Source organism: Burkholderia ubonensis (genome assembly GCF_902833085.1).
GTDB lineage: Bacteria > Pseudomonadota > Gammaproteobacteria > Burkholderiales > Burkholderiaceae > Burkholderia > Burkholderia ubonensis.
The window spans coordinates 163,328-187,223 of the sequence record NZ_CADFEB010000002.1; the positions used below are offsets into that span (position 1 = coordinate 163,328).

The 23,896-nt window shown below is 63.8% G+C and carries 21 protein-coding genes, 1 tRNA gene and 1 pseudogene; 18 read left to right on the top strand and 5 right to left on the bottom strand.

Annotated elements, in window-relative coordinates; translation table 11 throughout:
• Window positions 1–35: 35 nt before the first annotated feature.
• The gene (gene trxB, locus HWX31_RS04725) at window positions 36–998 is read right to left on the bottom strand and encodes a thioredoxin-disulfide reductase (protein WP_174965459.1); all 963 of its coding nucleotides are present in this window, start codon (window positions 996–998) and stop codon (window positions 36–38) included.
• Window positions 999–1,302: 304 nt separating this feature from the next.
• On the opposite strand from trxB, the gene HWX31_RS04730 reads away from it, so the two are divergent.
• From HWX31_RS04730 to HWX31_RS04740, 3 genes are all read left to right on the top strand, one after another.
• Window positions 1,303–3,612 (top strand): DNA translocase FtsK, encoded by a 2,310-nt coding sequence (locus HWX31_RS04730; RefSeq protein ID WP_059631494.1) that lies wholly within the window; start codon window positions 1,303–1,305, stop codon window positions 3,610–3,612.
• Between the two features lie 41 nt (window positions 3,613–3,653).
• Window positions 3,654–4,343 carry an outer membrane lipoprotein chaperone LolA gene (gene lolA, locus HWX31_RS04735; RefSeq protein ID WP_174965458.1) on the top strand — a complete coding sequence of 230 codons (690 nt, stop codon included), beginning with the start codon at window positions 3,654–3,656 and terminating at the stop codon, window positions 4,341–4,343.
• Between the two features lie 163 nt (window positions 4,344–4,506).
• Window positions 4,507–5,817 carry a replication-associated recombination protein A gene (locus tag HWX31_RS04740; RefSeq protein ID WP_174965457.1) on the top strand — a complete coding sequence of 437 codons (1,311 nt, stop codon included), beginning with the start codon at window positions 4,507–4,509 and terminating at the stop codon, window positions 5,815–5,817.
• Between the two features lie 22 nt (window positions 5,818–5,839).
• Here HWX31_RS04740 and HWX31_RS04745 read toward each other — a convergent pair whose 3' ends face one another.
• The gene (locus HWX31_RS04745; RefSeq protein ID WP_059997135.1) at window positions 5,840–6,106 is read right to left on the bottom strand and encodes a DUF2164 domain-containing protein; all 267 of its coding nucleotides are present in this window, start codon (window positions 6,104–6,106) and stop codon (window positions 5,840–5,842) included.
• Window positions 6,107–6,278: 172 nt separating this feature from the next.
• On the opposite strand from HWX31_RS04745, the gene serS reads away from it, so the two are divergent.
• The 9 genes and pseudogenes from serS to HWX31_RS04790 all read left to right on the top strand — a co-directional run bounded on the left by serS (window position 6,279) and on the right by HWX31_RS04790 (window position 17,021).
• Window positions 6,279–7,580 (top strand): serine--tRNA ligase, encoded by a 1,302-nt coding sequence (gene serS, locus HWX31_RS04750; protein ID WP_174965456.1) that lies wholly within the window; start codon window positions 6,279–6,281, stop codon window positions 7,578–7,580.
• 131 nt (window positions 7,581–7,711) lie between these two features.
• A tRNA-Ser gene (locus HWX31_RS04755) sits at window positions 7,712–7,802 on the top strand.
• 411 nt (window positions 7,803–8,213) lie between these two features.
• Complete coding sequence (locus HWX31_RS04760; RefSeq protein WP_059617945.1) at window positions 8,214–11,000, top strand: type VI secretion system Vgr family protein; 2,787 nt, start codon at window positions 8,214–8,216, stop codon at window positions 10,998–11,000.
• A 7-nt stretch (window positions 11,001–11,007) separates the two neighbouring features.
• On the top strand, window positions 11,008–12,714 hold the full coding sequence (locus HWX31_RS04765; protein WP_059617943.1) for a glycoside hydrolase family protein: 1,707 nt from the start codon (window positions 11,008–11,010) through the stop codon (window positions 12,712–12,714).
• A 17-nt stretch (window positions 12,715–12,731) separates the two neighbouring features.
• Window positions 12,732–13,535 (top strand): lysozyme inhibitor LprI family protein, encoded by an 804-nt coding sequence (locus HWX31_RS04770; RefSeq protein ID WP_174965455.1) that lies wholly within the window; start codon window positions 12,732–12,734, stop codon window positions 13,533–13,535.
• A 68-nt stretch (window positions 13,536–13,603) separates the two neighbouring features.
• The gene (locus HWX31_RS04775; RefSeq protein WP_174965461.1) at window positions 13,604–13,885 is read left to right on the top strand and encodes a PAAR domain-containing protein; all 282 of its coding nucleotides are present in this window, start codon (window positions 13,604–13,606) and stop codon (window positions 13,883–13,885) included.
• Between the two features lie 56 nt (window positions 13,886–13,941).
• Window positions 13,942–14,922, top strand: coding sequence for a lysozyme inhibitor LprI family protein (locus HWX31_RS04780; protein ID WP_174965454.1), 981 nt, complete (start codon window positions 13,942–13,944; stop codon window positions 14,920–14,922).
• A 28-nt stretch (window positions 14,923–14,950) separates the two neighbouring features.
• Window positions 14,951–15,139 (top strand): annotated as a pseudogene (locus HWX31_RS34845) (PAAR domain-containing protein); the annotation flags it as partial.
• Window positions 15,140–15,479: 340 nt separating this feature from the next.
• Window positions 15,480–17,021, top strand: a complete 1,542-nt coding sequence (locus HWX31_RS04790) for a methyl-accepting chemotaxis protein (RefSeq protein WP_174965453.1) — start codon at window positions 15,480–15,482, stop codon at window positions 17,019–17,021.
• A gap of 54 nt (window positions 17,022–17,075) precedes the next feature.
• On the opposite strand, the gene HWX31_RS04795 is transcribed toward HWX31_RS04790, so the two are convergent.
• Together HWX31_RS04795 and HWX31_RS04800 are read right to left on the bottom strand one after the other, a co-directional pair.
• Window positions 17,076–18,236, bottom strand: a complete 1,161-nt coding sequence (locus HWX31_RS04795; protein WP_174965452.1) for an alkane 1-monooxygenase — start codon at window positions 18,234–18,236, stop codon at window positions 17,076–17,078.
• Window positions 18,237–18,474: 238 nt separating this feature from the next.
• On the bottom strand, window positions 18,475–18,630 hold the full coding sequence (locus HWX31_RS04800) for a hypothetical protein (RefSeq protein ID WP_174965451.1): 156 nt from the start codon (window positions 18,628–18,630) through the stop codon (window positions 18,475–18,477).
• Between HWX31_RS04800 and HWX31_RS04805 the strand changes: the two genes are divergently transcribed.
• From HWX31_RS04805 to HWX31_RS04830, 6 genes are all read left to right on the top strand, one after another.
• Window positions 18,629–18,832: a hypothetical protein gene (locus HWX31_RS04805; RefSeq protein ID WP_174965450.1), complete on the top strand. Its 204-nt coding sequence runs from the start codon at window positions 18,629–18,631 to the stop codon at window positions 18,830–18,832. The genes HWX31_RS04800 and HWX31_RS04805 overlap by 2 nt on opposite strands.
• Window positions 18,833–18,891: 59 nt before the next feature.
• A complete protein-coding gene (locus HWX31_RS04810) occupies window positions 18,892–19,404 on the top strand; it encodes a GNAT family N-acetyltransferase (protein WP_059802550.1) in 513 nt (170 codons plus the stop codon).
• Window positions 19,405–19,644: 240 nt separating this feature from the next.
• Complete coding sequence (minC, locus tag HWX31_RS04815) at window positions 19,645–20,409, top strand: septum site-determining protein MinC (protein WP_174965449.1); 765 nt, start codon at window positions 19,645–19,647, stop codon at window positions 20,407–20,409.
• Between the two features lie 59 nt (window positions 20,410–20,468).
• A complete protein-coding gene (gene minD / locus HWX31_RS04820; RefSeq protein ID WP_010091675.1) occupies window positions 20,469–21,284 on the top strand; it encodes a septum site-determining protein MinD in 816 nt (271 codons plus the stop codon).
• Between the two features lie 12 nt (window positions 21,285–21,296).
• The gene (gene minE, locus HWX31_RS04825; protein WP_010091676.1) at window positions 21,297–21,551 is read left to right on the top strand and encodes a cell division topological specificity factor MinE; all 255 of its coding nucleotides are present in this window, start codon (window positions 21,297–21,299) and stop codon (window positions 21,549–21,551) included.
• Window positions 21,552–21,710: 159 nt separating this feature from the next.
• The gene (locus HWX31_RS04830) at window positions 21,711–22,112 is read left to right on the top strand and encodes a YXWGXW repeat-containing protein (protein WP_174965448.1); all 402 of its coding nucleotides are present in this window, start codon (window positions 21,711–21,713) and stop codon (window positions 22,110–22,112) included.
• A gap of 116 nt (window positions 22,113–22,228) precedes the next feature.
• Here the strand turns inward: HWX31_RS04830 and HWX31_RS04835 are convergent, their stop codons facing one another.
• Window positions 22,229–23,761, bottom strand: coding sequence for a chloride channel protein (locus HWX31_RS04835; RefSeq protein ID WP_174965447.1), 1,533 nt, complete (start codon window positions 23,759–23,761; stop codon window positions 22,229–22,231).
• Window positions 23,762–23,896: the final 135 nt, after the last annotated feature.

The following is a 23,896-nucleotide window of genomic DNA, read 5'->3' on the forward strand; positions in this document are numbered from 1 at the left end:
CAGCGGACGCCATTGTAGCGCCCGGCGCGCGCGGCTTACTTGTGGTCGTGCAGGCTTTCGAGGTAGCGCTGCGCGTCGAGCGCGGCCATGCAGCCGGTGCCCGCGCTGGTGATCGCCTGGCGGTAGATGTTGTCCTGCACGTCGCCCGCGGCGAACACGCCCGGCACGCTCGTCGACGTCGCGTTGCCCTGCAGGCCGCTCTTCGTCAGGATGTAGCCGTCCTTCATCTCGAGCTGGCCCTGGAAGATGTCCGTGTTCGGCTTGTGGCCGATCGCGACGAACAGGCCCTGCACCGCGAGGTCTTCCGTCGCGCCCGACTGCACGTTCTTGATGCGCAGGCCCGTGACGCCCGAATCCTCGCCCGTCACTTCGTCGAGCACGTGGTTCCACTTGATCTCGACCTTGCCTTCCTTTTCCTTCTCGAGCAGGCGGTCGACGAGGATCGGCTCCGCGCGGAACTTGTCGCGGCGGTGGATCACGGTGACCTTGTTCGCGATGCCGGTCAGGTACAGCGCTTCCTCGACCGCGGTGTTGCCGCCGCCGATGACCGCGACGTTCTGGCCGCGATAGAAGAAGCCGTCGCAGGTCGCGCAGGCCGACACGCCCTTGCCCATGAACGCCTCCTCGGACGGCAGGCCGAGGTACTGCGCGGACGCGCCGGTCGCGATGATCAGCGCGTCGCAGGTATATTCGCCGGCGTCGCCGATCAGGCGGATCGGCTTCTCGTGCAGCTTCGTGGTGTGGATGTGATCGAACAGGATCTCGGTGTTGAAGCGCTCGGCGTGCTCGAGGAAGCGCTGCATCAGCTCGGGACCCTGCACGCCCTTCGCGTCCGCCGGCCAGTTTTCGACGTCGGTCGTGGTCATCAGCTGGCCACCCTGCGCGATGCCGGTGATCAGGACCGGGGACAGGTTGGCGCGCGCTGCATAGACGGCGGCCGTGTAGCCGGCGGGGCCGGAACCGAGAATCAGGACTTTGGCGTGTTTGGGCGTGGACATGTGCGAAATCCGTAAAAGGCGGCCGCGGCGGGCGGGGTGAGCGCGCCGGACGGTCGGGGTAGACCGGGATGCCACCGTAGATGGGTATCAGACGCGCATTATAAAGGCCCTGTTGTTGCGCTGCCGAACGAGAGTTTCAATCGGGGCGATAGCGTTCGGCGGGGCGGGGCGACGGGGCGGTCGCCGGCAGGTGCCCATGTAACCGTCATTTACACTTGGCGGCACGGCGCAGCGTTTACAATAAGCGGGCTCGAACGATCGGCGGGCGCGCGGCGCGCGTGGCCCGCCTTCTCTATACGGATTCATGGCAAAAGCTCCTTATTCCGCTCAGGCACAGGCGTTGCCGCACCGGATGTCGAAGCTCCTCACGGAGATCCGCTGGATTCTCCAGGTCGCACTGTGCGCATTTCTGGTGATGGCGCTGCTGAGCTACAGCCGGCGCGATCCGAGCTGGACGCACGCGGCGCAGGTCGATCACATCACCAACTGGGCGGGCCGTGTCGGCGCGTGGACCGCCGACATCGTGCTGCTGCTGTTCGGCCTGTCGGCCTACTGGCTGCTCGTGCCGCTCGGGCGCCGCATCAATGCCACCTATCGCCGCATCACCCGCCACGAAGCGTTGCCCGACGAGCCGGAGCGGCCGGTCGGCTGGCTGACCGAGGTATTCGCGTTCGTGCTCGTGCTGCTCGCGTGCGACGGCATCGAGGCGCTGCGGATGTGGTCGCTGAAGGTGCAGCTGCCGCGCGCGCCGGGCGGCGTCGTCGGCGAGGCGGTCGCGGGCGCGATGTCGCACGCGTTCGGCTTCACGGGCGGCACGCTGCTGCTCTTGATCGCGCTCGCGATCGGGCTGTCGCTGTATTTCCGTTTTTCGTGGCTGTCGGTCGCCGAGCGCGTCGGCGGCGCGATCCTGTCCGCCGTCAACGTCGCGAAGCTGCGCCGCGAGGCCGAGCGCGACCGCAAGCTCGGCGAGGCCGCGGCCGTGCGCCGCGAGGGCAAGGTCGAGGAAGAACGCGTGCGTATCGAGGATCACGAGCCGGTGACGATCGTGCCGCCGGTCGTCACGCCGGTGAAATCCGAGCGCGTCGAGAAGGAGCGCCAGGTGCCGCTCTTCACCGACCTGCCGGGCGATTCGACGCTGCCGCCGGTCTCGCTGCTCGACCCGGCGCCGAAGGCCCAGGAGGCGATTTCGGCCGACACGCTCGAATTCACGTCGCGGCTGATCGAGAAGAAGCTGAAGGATTTCGGCGTCGAGGCGAGCGTCGTCGCCGCGTATCCGGGCCCGGTCGTCACGCGCTACGAGATCGAGCCGGCCACCGGCGTGAAGGGCAGCCAGATCGTGAACCTCGCGAAGGATCTCGCGCGTTCGCTGTCGCTCGTGTCGATCCGCGTCGTCGAGACGATTCCCGGCAAGAACTACATGGCGCTCGAGCTGCCGAACCAGCGCCGCCAGACGGTGCACCTGTCGGAGATCATCGGCTCCGAGGTGTACGCGGCCGCGTCGTCTGCGCTCACGTTGAGCCTCGGCAAGGACATCGGCGGCAAGCCGGTGTGCGCCGACCTCGCGAAGATGCCGCACCTGCTGGTGGCCGGCACGACCGGTTCGGGCAAGTCGGTCGGGATCAACGCGATGATCCTGTCGCTGCTGTACAAGGCGACCGCCGACCAGGTGCGCCTGATCCTGATCGATCCGAAGATGCTCGAAATGAGCGTCTACGAAGGCATTCCGCATCTGCTGTGCCCGGTCGTCACCGACATGCGCCAGGCGGGCCACGCGCTCAACTGGACGGTCGCCGAGATGGAGCGGCGCTACAAGCTGATGAGCAAGCTCGGCGTGCGCAACCTCGCCGGCTACAACAACAAGATCGACGAGGCCGCGAAGCGCGAGGAGAAGCTCCCGAATCCGTTCAGCCTGACGCCGGAGGACCCGGAGCCGCTCGGCCGGCTGCCGAACATCGTCGTCGTGATCGACGAGCTGGCCGACCTGATGATGGTCGTCGGCAAGAAGGTCGAGGAATTGATCGCGCGGATCGCGCAGAAGGCGCGCGCGGCCGGCATCCACCTGATCCTCGCGACGCAGCGTCCGTCGGTCGACGTGATCACCGGCCTCATCAAGGCCAACGTGCCGACGCGGATCGCGTTCCAGGTGTCGTCGAAGATCGACTCGCGCACGATTCTCGACCAGATGGGCGCCGAATCGCTGCTCGGGATGGGCGACATGCTGTACCTGCCGCCCGGCACCGGGCTGCCGGTGCGCGTGCACGGCGCGTTCGTCGCCGATGACGAGGTGCACCGCGTCGTCGAGAAGCTCAAGGAGCAGGGCGAGCCGAACTACGTCGAGGGCCTGCTCGAGGGCGGCACTGCCGACGGCGACGAGGGCTCGGCCGGCGCGGGAACCGGCGAAGGCGGCGGCGAGTCTGATCCGCTGTACGACCAGGCGGTCGAGATCGTCATCAAGAACCGCCGCGCGTCGATCTCGCTCGTGCAGCGTCATCTGCGGATCGGCTACAACCGCGCGGCACGGCTGCTCGAGCAGATGGAACAGTCGGGGCTCGTGTCGGCGATGTCGTCGAGCGGCAACCGCGAAATTCTTGTGCCGGCGCGCGACGCGGAATGAGTCCGCGGCGCACGCAGGCCACCCAGGGAGAAAACCGCATCATGCAGCAACATCCGTTCGCCCCTTCCCTTCGTTCGACGCGGCGCTGGCTCGGCGCGGCGCTCGCCGGCGCATCGCTGATGCTCGCGGCGACGCATGCGTTCGCGGGCGGCACCGAACAGCTGAAGGCATTCGTGTCGCAGGTGCGTTCGGCGAAGGGCGAATTCACGCAGCAGATCGTCAAGGCGCCGGCGAAGGGCGCGACCGCTGCGCAAGTCGCGCCGAAGCCCACCGACAACTCGAGCGGCACGTTCGTGTTCGCGCGTCCGGGCAAGTTCATCTGGACCTACCAGAAGCCGTACCAGCAGGTGCTGCAGGCCGACGGCGACAAGCTCTACGTGTACGACCGCGACCTGAACCAGGTCACCGAGCGCAAGCTGGCCGGCGCGCTGGGCGCGAGCCCGGCCGCGATCCTGTTCGGCAGCAACGACCTCGACAAGAACTACACGCTGCGCGACGCCGGCGAGAAGGGCGGCATCGAGTGGCTCGAGATGCTGCCGAAGGCGCAGGACACGCAGTTCCAGCGGATCGGCATCGGCTTCAGGAACGGCACGCTCGCCGCGATGGAGCTGCACGACGTGTTCGGCAACGTCACGCTGCTGACGTTCACGAACATCCAGACGAACCCGCCGCTGAAGTCGGATACGTTCAAGTTCGTCGTGCCGAAGGGCGCCGACGTGATCACCGGCTGAACGGCGCCGCGCGCCGCAGTTACCGACGGGCCTGCCAGCGATGGCAGGCCCGTGTTGTTTGGGGGCGCGGGCACCAGGCGCGGCGGTCGTGTCGCGCGGCTGTCATAATGTCGGGTCCGGCGGCCGCGTTCGGCCGCCACCGTATGATGGGGAGCGAGGGTTCATGTCCGACCTGTTTCAAGTCGAACCGCGCCGGCCGCTCGCCGAGGCGCTGCGGCCGAAGACGCTCGCCGAGGTGATCGGCCAGACGCATTTGCTGGGCGAAGGCAAGCCGCTGCGGCTCGCGTTCGAATCGGGCAAGCCGCATTCGATGATCCTGTGGGGGCCGCCCGGCGTCGGCAAGACCACGCTCGCGCGGCTCACCGCGCTCGCGTTCGACTGCGAGTTCATCGCGCTGTCCGCGGTGCTGGGCGGCGTGAAGGACATTCGCGAAGCGATGGAGCAGGCGAAGGACACGCTCAACCGCACCGGCCGCCACACGATCCTGTTCGTCGACGAGATCCACCGTTTCAACAAGGGCCAGCAGGATGCGCTGCTGCCGTTCGTCGAGTCGGGGCTCGTGACCTTCATCGGCGCGACCACCGAGAACCCGAGCTTCGAGGTCAACTCGGCGCTGCTGTCGCGCGCGCAGGTCTACGTGCTGAAGTCGCTGACCGACGACGAGATGCGCCAGCTGCTCAAGCGCGCGCAGGAGATCACGCTCGAAGGGCTCGCGTTCGATGACAAGGCGGTCGACACGCTGGTCGGCTACGCGGACGGCGATGCGCGGCGTTTCCTGAACCTGCTCGAGCAGGCGCAGACGGCGGCGACGTCGGCCGGCGTGACGACGATCGACGCGGATTTCGTCAGCAGCGCGATGACGCTGAACGCGCGCCGCTTCGACAAGGGCGGCGACAACTTCTACGACCAGATCTCGGCGCTGCACAAGTCGGTACGCGGTTCGAGCCCGGACGGCGCGCTGTACTGGTTCTGCCGGATGATCGACGGCGGCGCGGACCCGAAGTATCTCGCGCGGCGGATCGTGCGGATGGCGTGGGAGGATATCGGCCTCGCCGATCCGCGCGCGATGCAGATGGCGAACGACGCGGCCGAGACCTACGAGCGGCTCGGCTCGCCGGAAGGCGAGCTCGCGCTGGGCCAGGCCGTGATCTATCTCGCGTGCGCGGCGAAGAGCAATGCGGGCTACAACGCGTTCAACCAGGCGATGGCGTTCGTGAAGCAGGACAAGTCGCGCGAGGTGCCGGTGCACCTGCGCAACGCGCCGACCAAGCTGATGAAGGAGCTCGGCTACGGCCACGCGTACCGCTACGCGCACGACGAGCCGAACGCGTACGCGGCCGGCGAGACGTACCTGCCGGACGGGATGCGCGAGCCGCGCTGGTACCAGCCGGTGCCGCGCGGGCTCGAATCGAAGATCGCCGACAAGCTCGCGTGGCTGCGCGAGCTCGACCGCGAGGCCGGCAAGAAGGACTAGCGCGAGCGGCAGCCGGCCCGCGTCAGCGCTTGCGGCCCGGCTGCTTCTTCCAGTAGCCGAACGGCTCCTCGTGGCATTCGATGTCCAGCTCGGCGACTCGCGCGTGCAGGCTTGCCTGCGCGTCGGCGATCGCGAGGTTGTAGATCGCCGGCGCGATTTCCTCGACGAAGAAGTGCAGCAGCGCGCCGGCCTGGATGTTGCCGATCGGCTCGTCCATGTTTTCTGTGAAATAACGTTGCAGCGAAGCGATCGCGCGGTCGCGCACGTCCTTGTCCAGTTCGATGGCCATCGGTTCTCGGGTCCCATGCGTGGCGGTTTGCCGGCGGGCGACATGCGGCCGGCACCACGAGTCTGCCACGGCCGGCCGCGGCGTGTTCCGGCCTTGTCCAACCGGCCGATGCCGGCGCGGGCCCGCGGTGCGTTAGAATTCCCGTCTTACACAACGAATTTCCTGTCCTCCCATGCTCGACATCCAGTTGCTGCGCAAAGACCTCGACGGCGTCGCCAAGCGCCTCGCCGATCGCGGCTACACCCTCGACGTCGCTGCGTTTTCCGCGCTCGAAGCGGAACGCCGCGCGATCCAGACCCGCACCGAAGAGCTCCAGGCGCGCCGCAACAGCCTGTCGAAGCAGATCGGCGCGATGAAGGGGCGGGGTGAGGACACGTCGGCGGTGATGGCCGAAGTCGGCGGCATCGGCGACGAGATGAAGGCGTCGGAGGTGAAGCTCGGCGAGATCCAGACGCGCCTGTCCGACCTGCTGCTGATGATGCCGAACCTGCCGCACGACAGCGTCCCGGTCGGCAAGGACGAGAACGACAACGTCGAGGTGCGCCGCTGGGGCACGCCGCGCCAGTTCGACTTCGACGTGAAGGATCACGTCGACGTCGGCACGCCGCTCGGCCTCGATTTCGAGACCGGCGCGAAGCTCGCCGGCGCGCGCTTCACGATGCTGCGCGGCGCGATCGCGCGCCTGCACCGCGCGCTCGCGCAGTTCATGATCGACACGCACACGCTGCAGCACGGCTATACCGAGACGTATACGCCGTACATCGTGAACCCCGAGATCCTGTACGGCACCGGCCAGCTGCCGAAGTTCGCGGACGACATGTTCCGCGTCGAGAAGGGCGGTGCGGAGAACACCGTCACGCAATACCTGATCTCCACGTCGGAAATCTCGCTGACGAACACCGTGCGCGAGTCGATCGTCGAGGGGGCCGCGCTGCCGATCAAGCTGACCGCGCATTCCCCGTGCTTCCGTTCGGAAGCGGGCTCGTACGGTCGCGACACGCGCGGGATGATCCGCCAGCACCAGTTCGACAAGGTCGAGATGGTGCAGATCGTCGAGCCGGAAACGTCGTATGCGGCGCTCGACGAGATGGTCGGCCATGCGGAAGCGATCCTGCAGAAGCTCGGCCTGCCGTACCGCGTGATCACGCTGTGCACGGGCGACATGGGCTTTTCGGCCGCGAAGACGTTCGATCTCGAAGTGTGGCTGCCCGCGCAGAACACGTATCGCGAGATCTCGAGCTGCTCGAACACCGAGGCGTTCCAGGCGCGCCGGATGCAGGCGCGTTTCCGCAACGCGCAGGGCAAGCCGGAACTCGTGCATACGCTGAACGGTTCGGGCCTCGCGGTCGGCCGCACGCTGGTGGCCGTGCTCGAGAACTACCAGAACGCCGACGGTTCGGTCACGGTGCCTGAAGCGCTGCGCCCGTATATGGGCGGCGTGGAGCGCATCGACGCGCCCGCACAGGCGTCGTGAGATTGCCCCGCGACCTGCTTCAGAAGGCCTCGCAAAAAAATTTGCAAAAAAGGCTTGAAGGTATCGAAGAGATCGTTTTATAATCTTTTCTTTCCCGGAGACGACCAACCGGGAAATGAAGCAGCAAGGAAGGAGAGGTGGCAGAGTGGTCGAATGTACCTGACTCGAAATCAGGCGTACGGTTTCCCCGTACCGTGGGTTCGAATCCCACCCTCTCCGCCAAAATACGAAACCCCTTGATCCGGAAGGATCAAGGGGTTTTTCGTTTGTGCCGATTCGATCCAGCCTCATATTCACCGCTTCGAAATATTTTTCCTATAGCTTCGGTGTATCTGGTCGATCTTGGTTGCGCTCATCCGAACAAAAATTCACTAGAAAAATGATGTTGCGAGAGCTGGAATGGCCGTGACGGCTACCGGCCAAAAAAGACAGTGATGTACCTTCCTTGATCCACTTGGTTGGTGGGCGTCTGACTATCCTTTCGTCATGCTTTCGATTGTTGACGATCGATTCCTTTGTTTTATGTTCGTCTGTAGAATCGCGCCGCACGTGTGCAGTTCGTGGGGGAGCCGTCCCCATCCATGAGAGCGAGGGCCGCTACAGGCCCGAGGATGAAAACAAGATGGAAAACGCATGAACATGATCGACTTGGTTCGAGCCATTCGTGGCGGCTTGGTCCAGCAGGACCGATTGCTCAAGACCGATATACCGTCATTGCCGTTGAACACGTTGGTGCCGCGACGCGCGGTGACGTCGGCAGAACTGGGACGCGATTTCACCGTTACGCTCGATATGGTGTCTGCAGCGGGCGCCGTCGAACTTAAGACGTTGATCGCCGCACCCATGACGTTGTGGATTCAGCAGGCGGACAAATCGTATCTGCCGATCAACGGTTATATTCATACCGCCCGCCGACTCGGCGCGGACGGCAGCCTGACGACCTACCAGTTGACCTTTGCATCGTGGTTGCATTTCCTGAAGTTTCGCAGCGATATGCGGTACTGGCAGGACAAGGCGGCAGACGAAATCATCGCGGACGTGTTCAATCAGCATCCGCAGGCACGAGGGCAGTTTCAGTTCGCATTGTCGAAGCCATTGCCGCAGCGTTCGTATTGCCGTCAGAGCGAAACCGACTGGAATTTCGTGCATCGTCTGATGGAGGACGAAGGGCTGTTTGGTTTCTGGCAACACGACGGGGACGGCAAATCGCATCGGTTCGTCGTTACCGACGCCATCCATTCACTCGACGAGATGTCACCGCGCACGGCCCGGTTCCAGCGTACCGGCACGAGCCGCGAGACGGACGGATTCGTGCAATGGGCTGGCTCGCGAACGCTGCAGAGCGTTCTGCACACGACGCGTACGTTCGACTACAAGGCGCCGTCCGCGCCGTTCAATCCCAAAGGCACGACGTTGCCGACGCGGGCCGATCAGGGAAATCTGCCGGAGCAGGCCGAGGTGTACGAATATACCGGCCCGTATACCTATCAGGACCAAGGGCGCGGAGAGCATCTGTCGAAAATCCGGCTCGAGGAATGGGAGTCGCGCGCGAAGCGATATTTGGGCGTGGGCGGCCTTCGCGGCATCGATGCGGGGCGGCGTTTCGTTCTGACGGATCATCCGGACCACGATCGAGACCCCGACGGTCAACGGGAATTTGCCGCGATCAAGGTATGGCGGTATATCGAGAACAACCTGCCGCTGTCGGATCGTGAATCGAGTTTTCCGCATGGTCTGAGCCAGCAGATCGCACAGGCGAAGGCCAGTCAGGCAGCGGATGCGGGGCTCCAGGTTGCGCACGACGACGGCTCGACAGGCTTTTATCTCGTCGAAGTCGAGGCCCAGCGGGTGACGGTGCCGTATCGAAGCCCGTTCGAACACAAGAAACCCGTGATGCAGTTGGAGACCGCGATCGTCGTGGGTCCGAGCGGGGAAGAGGTCTATACCGACGAACTGAACCGCGTCAAGGTCATGTTCGTCTGGGATCGGATCAATCCCGGCAACGAACGCGCATCATGCTGGGTGCGGGTCGCACAATCGGATACGGGCGGCGGATACGGCGGCGTCCATGTCCCGCGCGTCGGGGAAGAGGTGATCGTCGGATATCTCGGCGGCGATTGCGATCGTCCCATGGTCCTGCATCGCGTCTATAACGGTGCCGTCAAGCCGCAATGGCACTCGAACGGCATCATGTCGGGCTATCGGTCGAAGGAATTCTCGGGCGCTGGCTATAACGAGATGGTGCTCGACGATGCGACTGCGCAAAACCGGGTGAAGCTGTTCAGCAGCAGCGCCAACAGTCTGCTTCACCTCGGCTATTTGATCGATCAGAGCGGCAACACGCGCGGCGCCTACCTTGGCAGCGGCTTCGACCTGAAGTCGGATGCATATGGTGCGATTCGTGCGGGGCAAGGCATCTACGTGTCCAGCTATTCGGCGTCGGTCAGTCAGCCGATGGATGTGCAGCAGGCGACGGCACAACTTACCAACGCGGAGAACGTCGTCAAGTCGCTCTCGGGAGCAAGCGTTGCCCACCACGCGGAGGGGCTCGATCCCGGGTATGAATCGTTGCGCGCATTCAACGATGCCACGCAGTCCAGTGTGGCCGGCACTACGTCAGGCGGTCGCACGGCCGGAGGTGGGGCGGGGAGTGCGAACGGCTTCAAGACACCGATCATGCTGATGGCCAGCCCGGCCGGTATCGCGATGTCGACGCGGCAGTCGACACAGATCGCCGCCGACCAGCACGTGAACGTCGTGAGCGGCGAGAGTACCCATCTAGCGGTCGGCAAGTCGCTGGTCGCCAGCGTGACCGAAAAGATCAGCCTGTTCGTGAAGAGTGCGGGTATGAAGCTTTTTTCCGCCAAGGGCAAGGTGGAGATTCAGGCACAGTCCGACGACATCGAGCTCATTGCCGATCAGGTGCTGAAACTGATCAGCGCGAAGAAGCGCATCGAGATTACGGCGGCGGAGGAAATCCTGCTGCAGGCGAGAGGCAGCTACATCCGGATCAACGGGGCCGGCATCGAACATGGAACCCCCGCGAAGTGGGTCGCACACGCTGCCAGCCATGCGATGCCGGGGCCGAAGTCGTTGCCGGTTTCCATACCGGGTATGGACATGCCCAAGGCGTTCAGCAACCGTCTCGATGTCTACGACATTTACTGGCGCAGGTCGTTTGAGGAGGTCGAATATACGGCCCGGCGCGTCGGTGGCGAAGTGCTTGCCCAGGGCACACTCGATCAGGAAGGCAGGACGCCGCGCCTTTCGACGGATCAACCCGAAACGATTCAGGTTCTGGTTGGCACACAGGGGGCGTGGCTAGTGGAAACCGAGGCTGGCGATAACGCCGACCAGCACGACGTTTCCGGCGATGAATTGCCGGACGATCCGTATCATTACGTCAATCAGAGTGCTTGACCGACTTATGGCTAAATCCAACCATACCAACGACGCTCTCTCCGCGGTCACTGTCTATTTCAAGGATCACTTTGGCCAGCCTATCCAGAATCTGAAAGTCGAGATCAAGGGTATGGAGGAGCGGCTCGACCATGTCTATCACACCGCATCGACGAATGCACAGGGCGCAGTCGAGTTTTCCGTGCGCATGGGGGAAGCGCTTTCCGTCCATGTGAAGCGATGGACCAGCGACAGCATGAAAGAAGTTGCGCGGCTTGACGCCGCACTGTCGCAGATCAAATTCCACCTGACGAGTCCGAAGACGCTGCATGACCTACCGACGAAGACCGATGACGGAGCCGGCGGCGACTACTGGCGCGGCACCTACAAGGTCAAAGCGCATGACAACCTGACCGTGATCGCCAGGAAATATCACACGAGCGTCGATCTCCTCAAGCATGTCAATCATCTCAAATCCGACCTGATCGTGGTCGGGCAGGTGCTGAAGGTGCCGCCTGTCGATTCGAGGAAATCGGATGCGCCCGCGCCGAAGAAACCGGATCCGAAAGGGGCCCCGCCGAAAAACGATCACGACAACAACGATCGGGGAGCGCCGACGACCACGCCGCGCAAGGGCGGTGCGCCGATTATTTTCCCGATTCAAACTCGTCCGCTGAACGACGAGGGAGGGAAATATGGCGATTGCCCGTGGGTCAAGCCTTTGGGAGCCGGAGGGCTGAATCTGGCACGGTTTGGCACACCCCGCGAACAGGGCCGTAGAAAACATGCCGCGCGGGATTTGTATGTCGACGCATATACGCCGATCGTCGCGATTGCACCCGGTGTCGTGATGAAACGGGAACCCTTTTATTGCAAGACATGGCAGCTCAGCATTCACCACAAAACCACCGACGGACGTGAGTTCATTGCGTTGTATGGAGAGGTTGATCCATCGTCGATCAAGGTGAAAGTTGGCGAGTCGGTAAGCCAAGGGCAATTGATCGCCAAAAGCGGAGTTTTGCTGCACGACGACGGAACGCCGTTGACTATCGTGCACGGCAAGAACGTGTCGATGCTTCACTTCGAGACCTATTCGGGAGCCTTGGGGTTTGATCCGAATTCGAAATTGAATGGAAAGGTCTTGAAGAATGCATTCCAGCGTCGCGAAGATCTGATGGATTCGGTGGATATATTGCAGGAAGGTTATCGGGCGGTATTTCTCGATGCGCCACCGCTGCCGCCGGTCGGGAATCGGATTCCAATTGCGCAACTCAAGCTTTCGGAGCGCGGCAAGGATTTCATAAAAGGATGGGAAGGTGTTCACTTGGATAAAACCAAGGAAAATACCTATTACTACGACGATAGCAAGGGCTATTGCACGGTCGGGTGGGGGCATTTGATTCAGGAGGCCAGCTGTTCGGCAAGTGGTTATATAGCCATGTCGAGCAAGATCCCGGTGGCCGATGCGAAAAAGCTGTTCGACGACGATGTGGCCGTCATAGAGGGGCGCGTTCGGAACGCGATCACTGTTCCTCTCTACCAGCACGAGTACGATGCCCTGGTGTCGCTCGCATTTAATCTTGGCAGCTTGTCGAAGACGCCCAATCTTCGGGCGAAGTTGAATAAATGCGACTACGCAGGGGCGCCTAAAGAGTTCCTGGATATCGAAAACGAGAAGCGCCGAAAGCGAGAGTACGATATGTTTTGCCAGGGTGTTTATAATTCAGCGCACTGAACCATGTGGTCGAGATTATGAAAGAATTCAAGAGATTTTCGGTATTTATGATTCTGGTGTTTTCGTTGTCGGGTATCGCCTTCGCGCAAGATCGATACCTGATGACCGGAGCTGCTCGATTCGAAAAAACGAAGGACACGCATGATCTTCCTTTGCCAGTGAATCCGGTCACTTCGGGTGTGTTGATTCCGAGCGATGGTGCAGTGACTTTTCAGTATGCTGGGCACGAATGCACGGTCAAGATTCAGAAGCGGTTGAATTTTTATTTCGACCCGGTCATTGCGCACGCGTTTGGTTCGCTTGATGCGTTTGGGAAGTTCCTGGGTGATAAATATCATATTGGTTACAAGAATATGAGTGAAATTTATCTGCTGGGAGATGCGAATATGCCGCTTTGCTCGGGTTTGCGATTTGCGATGGTTTACAAGTCTGCAGACGCGCTCGTTTTGACGAGCGGATCGTGGATGTATGCGTTTCAACGCGAAACGCATCCTCCCGTGAATGCGGAAAAGAGTTTTGATTGTGCAAAGGCCCAGACTAGTGTCGAGCGTCTTATTTGCGCCAATCCTGATCTCGTGAAACTTGATGAAACGGTGAATCGTGGATTTGTCGCGATGCAGCTGGTTGATTCGAAGGAAATTTCTTATCAGGACCCGGTCAGGAAAGATCAGATCAATTGGATCAGAAACGTCCGGAACAAGTGTGTGAATAACGCTTGCCTCATTGATGCATACCGTGCGCGGGTTCAATATATCAAGGGCCGGATATCCAGTACCTATCCGTCTTATCCGGAAAAAGAGTCCGAGCAGGACGGTGATTGATCGACGGCGTGCGCGAAGGCGCAAGCGGTCGCGATCTGACGCGTAACGGTTGCAAAGGAGGTGCCGAAGTGGCATTGCAGGTTATCGTGGTCGGTGACACGACCTCGCACGGCGGGCGAGTTATTACAGGCTCGGAGGGTCATACGATCCATGGTAAGCATATCGCCCGGCTGCACGATCTGGTGGATTGCCCGGAAAAGTATCCCGATGGGCGTCCGCACGGCGTGAACAAGATCATTGAGGCCCATCCGACTTTCACGATCGGTGGGGCGCGTGTTGCGCTGCATGGCCACCGTACCGAATGCGGCTGCACGTTGATCGGCAGCACGGCCGCACATGTCGGCGATTAGCCACATAACGCCACCATCGACTGTCGCCGATCGTTCTGCCTACCCGGAGCAACCCCTTGATCCGTCAGAATCAAGGGGTTTTTCGTTTCGGGGGCATGAAGGGTATGTCGGAAAAGCCGTCACTGCTCGCTTGTATCAGCATGAATTCGATGCTCTGCTTCGCTTACGAAGGTGGCAGGGGCACGACAAGCTATGCAGCATTGTGTGCGATGCCGGTTGCTAATTATTTGAGATTGTCAATGATGAGAGTGGTGTTCAGGTTGATGCTGGCCATCGGGCTGCTTTTTCATGTGCTCGGCGCCGCTGCGGAGAGCACTTATCGCTTGACCGGTGTCGCGAGAATATACAGTGTCGGTTCGATGGTGCAGCCGAACCTCGAGTTGCCCATCAATCCGGCCGAATCCAGCGTTCTTGCGTTGAGGGGCGATTCGTTTTATTTGAACTATGACGGATCGAATCCGGGTTGGTGTGGCGTAAAAATAAAGAAGCAGGAGCCATTTTCGTTTGACTCGGCGCCGCTCGGGAATGCTCATAAGCTGAACAAATTCCTCGAGGACAAATTCCACATCAACTCGAACGGCTGGACGACGATGTATCTGCTGCAGGATGCGACATCGCCGAGTTGTACTGCGCTCCGCTTCGCGAGGATATATGCATCGAATTCCGAGCTCGTCTTGCTCGATGGATCATTCATCTATGTGTTTGCGCTCGAGAAGCATCCCTTCAGGGATGCGAGCAAGGGGTTCGATTGTGGGGCTGCGAAATCTGACGTGGAGCATCTGATTTGCGGCGATCCGCGCCTGCGGAAGATGGATGCCGACGTTAATTATGGATTTGTCCTGATGCAGCAGAAGTACTCGAGGGAAATTTCGTATCAGGATCCGATTCGAATCGATCAGATCAAATGGGTTTCCGGTGTAAGAAACAAGTGCGCGACGGTGGATTGTCTGCTGAGGGCGTACTCGTCGAGAATCAGCCATATCAAGGGCAAGGTGTCTGACAGCTCCCCGTCGTATCCTGACGACGAGAACGATTGAGCCACGACGGTTCCGAACGAGGTGTCGAATTGCATCGCAGATTATCGTGATCGGCGATACGACCTCGCACGGCGGACGAGTTATTACAGACTCGGAAGGTCATGCGATCAATGGTAAAAGTATCGCCCGGCTGCACGATCTGGCGGATTGCCCGGTAAAGTATCCCGATGGGCGTCCGCACGGCGTGAACAAGATCATCGAGGCCCATCCGACTCTCATGGATCGTTCCGCCGACTCCGAGCAACCCCTTGATTCGTCAGGATCAAGGGGTTTTTCGTTCTCTGAGTCCCGGATCAGCGCTGACCGGCGCGTTGTCCCGATGTGGCCCGGCGCGCGCCGGCTTGCGGCAAACGCCGTCGGTTCGCAGCCGTCCGCCACCCAGCCGAAGCAGCAGCCAGTCGCCTGCTGTCTGTCCTCTGGTACACACGCGGTTCGCGCCTGATCCCGGCCGATCGCTTTCGTCTACTTTAAGCCGCCGGCTTGCCCGCCGTTAACAGGTTTCGACAAACTGGCGTCCGCGCCGCGACGCCGCTCCCTCTCTGTCGATTCAAGGTCCAATGAAGCTGAGCTACAAGATTCCCCTCGCGTTCGCCGTCGCGCTGTTGCTGATGTTCGCCGGCGCGCTGTACGGCATTCACATCCTCAATCGCTCGATCGACACGTTCACGAACGACGTGCAGACGAACGTCAACAACGAGCGGCTCATCTCGGCGACGCTCGTGCAGTTCAAGCTGCAGGTCCAGGAATGGAAGGACACGCTGCTGCGCGGCAAGCAGGCCGACAAGCTCGACAAGTACTGGAGCGCGTTCCAGACGCGCGAGCGCGCGGTCGACGCGCTCGCCGCGCAGCTCGACAAGCAACTGCCCGCCGGCGAAAGCCGCACGCTCGTCGAGCAGTTCATGCGCGCGCACGCGACGATGGGCGACGGCTACCGGCGCGGCTTCGACGCCTTCAAGGCCGCCGGCTTCGATCCGACGGCCGGCGATGCGGCAGTCGCGGGCGTCGACCGCGAACCGGCCGAACTGCTCGAACGGGCCGCGAAAACGATCGCCGCCGAGAGCGCGGCGGTGTCCGAGCGCGCGGGGCTCGATGCGCAGCATGCGACGATCGCGAGCATCGTGCTGATGCTGGTCGTGCTGGTCGTCGCGATGATCGGCGCATTCCTGTTCAGCCGCGCGATCCTGCGGCCGCTCGACGCAGCGGTCGCGTGCGCGAAGGCGGTCGCCGACGGCGACCTGACGCGCGAGTTCTCCGTGGCCGGCCGTGACGAAATCGCCGACCTGCTGCGCGCGTTGCAGACGATGCAGGCAAGCCTGTCGGGCGTCGTGCTCGAGGTGCGCGCACACGCCGAGTCGGTCGCGACCGCGAGCGCGCAGATCGCGTCCGGCAATCACGACCTGTCCGCGCGCACCGAGGCGCAGGCGGCGTCGCTCGAGGAAACCGCGGCGAGCATGGAGCAGCTGACGGGCGCCGTGCGGCAGTCGGCGGACCATGCGCAGCACGCGGCGCAGCTCGCGAACGAGGCGTCCGACATCGCGTCGGCCGGCGGCGGCGTGATGGCGCAGGCGGTCGAGACGATGAGCGGCATCGCCGACAGCTCGGCGAAGGTCGGCGAGATCATTTCGGTGATCGACGGGATCGCGTTCCAGACCAACATCCTCGCGCTGAACGCGGCAGTCGAGGCCGCGCGGGCGGGCGAGCAGGGGCGCGGGTTCGCGGTCGTCGCGGCCGAAGTGCGCACGCTCGCGCAGCGCAGCGCAGCCGCGGCGAAGGAAATCAAGGTGCTGATCGATCAGTCGACGCAGCGCGTCGACGCCGGCGCGGCGCTGATCGGCCGCGCGGGCGAATCGATTCGCGAGATCGTCGGCGCGGTGGAGCGGGTCACGACGATCGTCGGCGAGATTTCGTCGGCATCGCAGGAGCAGAGCGGCGGCATCCACCAGGTCAACATCGCGGTCACGCAGATGGACGACGCGACGCAGCGCAACGCGGCGCTCGTCGAACAGGCGTCGGCCGCGACGCAGGCGCTCGCCGAGCAGGCGGGGGCGCTGCGGCACGCGGTGGCGGTATTCAAGCTGCCGGGAACGGCGGCGGCCTGAGCGGGCGACGGCGCGGCAAGCCGCACCGTCGCGCGCAACGCGTCGACGAGGCGCTCAGGCCGCCGCGCCGTACTGCGCGAGCACCTTCTCGCGGATCGACGGCTTGATGTTCGATTGCGCCATGTTGCCGCCGTAGTGCGCGACGACGCGCGGGTTCATCACGCGGTACCAGAGCGGCGGGACGTACGCGAGCAGGATCATCGTCGCGTAGCCGGCCGGCAGCTGCGGCGAATCGTCGAAGTGGCGCAGCGCCTGGTACGAGCGGGTCGGATTCGCGTGATGGTCGGCGTGCCGCTGCAACTGATACAGGAACAGGTTCGTCACGACGTGATTGCTGTTCCACGAATGCTGCGGCGTGCAGCGCTCGTAGCGGCCGTTCGGCAGCTTCACGCGCCCGAGCCCGTAATGCTCGACGTAGTTCACGACTTCGAGCAGCGACGCGCCGTACACCGCCTGGATCAGCAGGAACGGGACCACCACCTTGCCGGCCAGCGCGATCGCGATGCCCCACACGACGACGGTCATCGCCCACGCATGCAGCACTTCGTTGCGCCAGGTCCATGGCGACTTCCCGAGCCGCGCGAGGCGCGTTCGCTCCAGATGCCACGCGGAGCGGATGCTGCCGGTGACGGTGCGCGGCAGGAACGCCCAGAACGATTCGCCGTAGCGCGCGCTCGCCGGGTCCTCGGCGGTCGCGACCCGCACATGATGACCGCGATTGTGTTCGACGAAGAAATGCCCGTATGCGACCGGCGCGAGCGTGATCTTCGCGAGCCGGCGCTCGAAGCGGCTGGTCTTGTGGCCGAGCTCGTGCGCGGTGTTGATCGAGATGCCGGTGGCCGTGCCGACCGACAGCGCGAAGCCGACGTAGTCGTGCCACGCGAGCGTATGCGTGCCGACGATCCAGACGCCCACGAAGAACGCGACGTATTCGACGAGGGTCGCGAGATAGACGATGAGCCGGTAGTAGCGGTCCTTTTCCAGGCGGGGCACGACGTTCTCGGGGGGATTGTCGCGATCGTCGCCGATCAGCGTATCGAGAATCGGGATCACGCCGAACGCGAACAGCGGCCCGAACCACCAGAACACGTGGATGCCCGTCGACAGCGCAAGCTGGGCGGCGAGGATCGGCAGCGTAATCGTGAGCGCGCCGAGCAGCCACAGGTAACGCTTGCCATCCGACCAGCCCGCGGCCGGTCCGTCGGTCGTAGCCATCGTCTCCCTCCTTGCTTGAATCCCGGTCGTTGGTCCGCGCCGCATGGGTGTGCGTGGCACCGGGTCATGGCCCGGTTCTGCCTGTTATACGACCCGTGCGCGCACTTTTCCAAACCCCCGCGCTAGGCGGGATGCTCCAAACGGCGGGGATCCGCCGGCGCATCCGGGGAAGGGCGGTCGCGCGCCGATTGAAACGGGCCGGCACATCGCGCGCGGCGCCGGCGAGGCCGTGTGATCGTCAGACGAAACCACGACGGCGGCTGTGCGCGTACGGCGCCTGCGGGCCGCGCAACAAATGTTGCGATGCAATAAAAATCGCCGGCGCGAGGCGGCTTTCGTTTGATTTCCGGTCGTCGCTGCGACGCGCGGGCGGCGTGGCGGTGACGGCTTGCATGCCGGTCCGCGCGCGTCCGGTCCTGTCCGCCAAGGTGGCGCGCCAGGTATGGGCGGGCGGCGAGCCGGCGGTCAACGTGCGCGGCCGGGCGTGCATCGGCGATGCTGCACCTGCACAGCAACGTGCGGACGGCGGCGCCGGAGGGCGTCCGCAACGCCTGTTGCCTTTCGATTTGCGCCGGCATTTGAAAATAACGATTTGACTCATGCCCCGCTTTCAGATGAAGCTTATAGCTTGCTGTCCGAAGGGGGCTGTGCCTGCATGAGTTCGACCTTGACCGTTCGTCGTATCGCTGCCGACCAGGGCAACGTGTATCGCGAACTCCGCGCCGCGTCGCTGCGTGAGCCCTACGCACCCGGCGAAGCGCCGGAGGCCGAATTGCTGAACGTCGATGCCGACGCGGCGGCGGCCATTGCCGCGCAGCGCGCGACGTCCGATCAGTCGACGACGTTCCTGCTTTACACGGAAGGCCATCCGGCCGGCATGATCGGCGCGTATTTCGACAACACGCCCGAGCGCCGCGCCTTCGTGAGCGAGCTGTGGGTCGCGCATGCGGTCCGTCATCTGCGCGGCGGGCTGCTGCTCGTCGACACCGCGAGCGCGTGGCTCGCCGAGCGCGGCGCGCAGGAAGTCTATGCATGGATCGCCGACGCGAACCGCAACGCGGTCCGCTTCTACGAGCGTGCTGGCTTCGGCAATACCGGCGAGCATGCGCCGATCGCGCGCATGCCGGGCGCGATGAAGACGCTGTTCGTGTCGCAGGCGACGCACTGACCGACGGGCCATGCCCTCGAGGCGGGCCCGGTCTCGGTCCGGCGCGCACGATTGCGGTTCTCCGGCAATTCACGCGCACCGGCGCGCCTTCCCACCCATCCGGGCCGCGGCGGCCCGACACCCGATTCCCGACACAGCGGCGTGACGGCTGTTGCGCCACGCCTGTTGCACGACGCCCAAAAATAATGGCTGGCCGCGTGGACGCCTGTAAAATACGCAAAAATTTTTTGCAGAGTGTCCATGTCGCTTAAAAAATCGCCATTCTTCGAGCTGCGCAGTGGTTCGGTCGATACGTTGCTGTTTACCGTAAAGACGACCGATCTCGATGCGCTGCGCACCGAGCTGGTCAAGCGCTTCGAAGCGACTCCCGAGTTTTTTGCCGACGACGTCGTTGCGATCGACGTGCGTCGTCTCGCGGAAGGCGAGCGCGTGGCGCTGGGCGACATCCGCCAGATGCTCAACGACGTGCGGATGCGCCCGGTGGGCGTCGTCGCGCTGGCGTCGCAGGGCTGGGCGGGCGAGGCTGGCCTGCCGCTGCTCGAGGCGCGCGACCGTCGCGTGCCGTCGGCGAAGGGCGCGGGCGACACGGACGCTGCGCCTGCCGTCGAGGCGGCGGCCGTTCCGGCCGCTGCGGCCCCTGCGCCCGAGCCGGCGCAGCCGCCGGCCGGCGGTCAGACGCTCGTGGTCGATCGGCCGTTGCGCTCGGGGCAGCAGGTTTATGCGAAAGGAGACCTCGTGGTGCTCGCGCCGGTCAGTCACGGCGCGGAGATCATTGCGGAAGGCAATATCCACATTTACGCGCCGTTGCGCGGCCGCGCGTTGGCGGGCGTGCACGGCAATCACGACGCGCGCATATTCTGCACGTGTCTGGAGCCGGAACTGATTTCGATTGCGGGTATCTATCGAACCACCGAGAACCCGCTGCCTGCCGACGTGCTGGGCAAAGCGGTGCAGATCCGGCTCGAAGAGGAAAAATTGATGATCGAACCGCTGCGCCTGACGTGAAGCACGCGGCGCACGCCGGATCGATCGGCTCTCATTGACGAACACAGGGTATAGGGTAAATGGCAAAAATCATCGTGGTGACTTCCGGCAAGGGCGGCGTGGGCAAGACGACGACGAGCGCGAGCTTCGCGTCCGGTATCGCGCTGCGTGGCCACAAGACGGCCGTGATCGACTTCGACGTCGGCCTGCGCAACCTCGATCTGATCATGGGCTGCGAGCGTCGCGTCGTGTACGACCTCGTGAACGTGATCCAGGGCGAAGCGAACCTGAACCAGGCGCTGATCAAGGACAAGAAGTGCGAGAACCTGTTCATCCTGCCGGCGTCGCAGACCCGCGACAAGGACGCGCTGACGCGCGACGGCGTCGAGAAGGTGCTGAACGACCTTGCCGCGATGGATTTCGAATACATCATCTGCGATTCGCCGGCGGGCATCGAGGCCGGTGCGCTGCACGCGATGTACTTCGCGGATGAAGCGCTGATCGTCACGAACCCGGAAGTGTCGTCGGTGCGCGACTCGGATCGCATTCTCGGCATCCTGTCGTCGAAGACCAAGCGCGCGACCGAAGGCAAGGACCCGATCAAGGAGCACCTGCTGATCACCCGCTACAGCCCGAAGCGCGTCAACGAAGGCGAGATGCTGTCGCTCGAGGACATCAGCGAGATCCTGCGCATCAAGCTGATCGGCGTGGTGCCGGAGTCGGAAGCGGTGCTGCACGCGTCGAACCAGGGCCTGCCGGCCGTGCACCTCGACGGCACCGACGTCGCCGAAGCGTACAAGGACATCGTCGGGCGCTTCCTCGGCGAGGACAAGCCGCTGCGCTTCACCGAATACCAGAAGCCGGGCCTGCTGCAGCGCCTCTTCGGCAGCAAGTAACGGAGGCCGCCCATGTCCATTCTGTCGTTTCTCCTCGGCGAGAAAAAGAAGTCCGCGTCGATCGCGAAGGAGCGCCTGCAGCTCATCATCGCGCACGAGCGGGTAGGCGGCAAGCCGCCGGCCGACTACCTGCCGGCGCTGCAGAAGGAGCTCGTCGCCGTGATCTCGAAGTACGTGCAGATTTCGAACGATGACATCCGCGTGAGCCTCGAGCGTCAGGACGATCTCGAGGTGCTCGAAGTGAAGATCGAGATTCCGCAAGCCTGACCCGCGTTGTTCCCGTTCCGCGCGGCGGCACCTGCCGCCGCGCGCGTCTTACGCCCTGTTGCACTTTCGGGCACGCCGTAACACGGCGCCTGTCGGCCGTAACCCCTGCTCCCGCATTGAACGAATAGCTCGCGTTGCTTGTTCAATCAGGAGGTTGTAATGGCTGTCTCATCGATTCGTCGCGTTGTCCTCGCATTCGCAGCAGTGGCTGCGGGCGCGTCCGCTCTTGCCGTACCGCTCGCTGCGCGCGCGGATGAAATTCTCGTCGCCACGCCGGTCGTCACCCGGCCGGGTGAAGTCGTCATCGCCGAGCCGGTCGCCGGGCGCACGGAAGAGATCGTCGTCGTCGCGCCGAACGCGCCGCCGCCTGTCCGCTATGAAGTCGTGCCCGACGCGCGGGTCGGCTACGTATGGGAGCGCGGCCACTGGCACTGGGATCATGGCCAATACGTATGGATCGGCGGCCGCTGGGAAGCCGAGCGCATCGGCATGCACTGGGTGCCGGGCCACTGGGACCAGCGCGGTCCGAACTGGTTCTGGACGCGCGGGCATTGGGCGTAACGGAGACGTGCGATGAAAAGAACCGTATTCGTGATCGCGCTCGTCGCCGTCACGCTCGCCGGCTGCGTCGTCGTGCCGGCCCGTCCCGTCTACTACCGGCCGGCGCCGGTGGTGATCTACTGAGCGTCGCGCGGTCCGGCTTGCGTCGCGGCGGGGTTCGCCGCGGCGGTGGCCGGCCCCGTGCCGGCCGCGGGCTTGCCGCCGGCCGCTTCGTCGCCGGCAAGCCCGTCGCCATTCTCGTCACGCAGCGTATCGAGCGGATCGGCGGGTGCGGCGGCCGCGTCCTGCGGCGCGATGACGCCGGACGTTGCCGGGGCCGGCGCCGCTGCGGCGGTGGCTGCGGCAGCCGCAGCCGGCGGTGCGAGATAGCGCTGCGCGAGCGTCTCGTACAGCGGCGGCACGAAGAAGCGCGAGACGCGGCTCGAGATCAGCGCGGTGGCCATCAGCGAAATGACGAGTGCATGGCCGTTGATCATCTCCATCACGATCACGAACGACGTGATCGGCGATTGCGTGACCGCCGCGAGGTAGCCGACCATCGCGAGCGCGATCAGCACCGGCAGGCTCATGTTGCCGAACACGATGTGCAGCAGGTTGCCGAAACCCGCGCCGATCGACAGCGACGGCGCGAAGATGCCGCCCGGGATGCCGGGCAGGTAAGACGCGACCATCGACACCATCTTCAGGAACGGATACAGCACGGACAATTGCTCGCGCCCGTCGAGCATGCCGCGCGCTTCCGCATAGCCGCTGCCGAACGTCGTGCCGCCCGACACGAGACCGACCGCGGCGATCACGAAGCCGCACAGCGCGGCGAACGCGATCGGCCGCTCGCGATACAGCGCGAGCAGCCGCGCCGGCAGCCAGCGGCCGGTATTGAGCAGCAGCCAGCAGAACAGCCCGCCGGCGACGCCGGTCACGACCGCGGCGACGAACACCGCGACCGCGAGCAGCTTCGGGAAATGCGCGCCGGCGTCGATCGTGCCGAAATACGTGTAGTTGCCGTTCAGCCCGAGCGCGACCACGCCGGCGATGATGATCGCGGTGATCAGCACGCCGCTCGCGCGCGCGGAGAAGCTGCGCGTCAGCTCCTCGATCGCGAACACGATGCCGGCGAGCGGCGTGTTGAACGCGGCCGACAGACCGGCCGCCGCGCCCGCGAGCACGAGCTGGCGCTCGATCTGCGCGTTCGAGCGCGGATAGAAGCGCCGCAGGTTGAACATCAGCGCCGCGCCGACCTGCACGGTCGGCCCTTCGCGGCCGATCGTGAAGCCGCCGAGGATCGCGAAGAACGAAAGCAGGATCTTGCCGAACAGGATGCGCAGCGTCAGCAGCCGCGCGCCGAACGCGCCGGGACGCGCGTGCAGCGTCGCGATCACCTGCGGGATGCCGCTGCCTTCCGCGCCGCGGAAGAAGCGGCGGGTCAGCCAGACCGAGCCGGCTGCGATCGCAGGGGTCAGCAGCAACGGCAGCCAGGGCGCGTGCTGCCGCAGCGTGCGGAACGTGTCGTAGCCCCAGTCGATCAGCCGCGCATAGAGCACGGCGGTCAGGCCGACGGCGATCGCGCCAAGCCAGAACACGCCGTACTGGCGCCACAGGCGCTGGGTGCGGCGGGTGAGGGCGGGAAACAATGGCTGGGAACGTTGCATCGGCGCGGCCGTCGGCAAAGGACCGATTATAAAAAGGAAACCGCGCCGGGACGTGCGTAACAAATCGTCACAATCAAGATACACGTTGTTACAAATGTAATTTAAATGTAGTCCTCATGTCGTCCGGGCTTCACT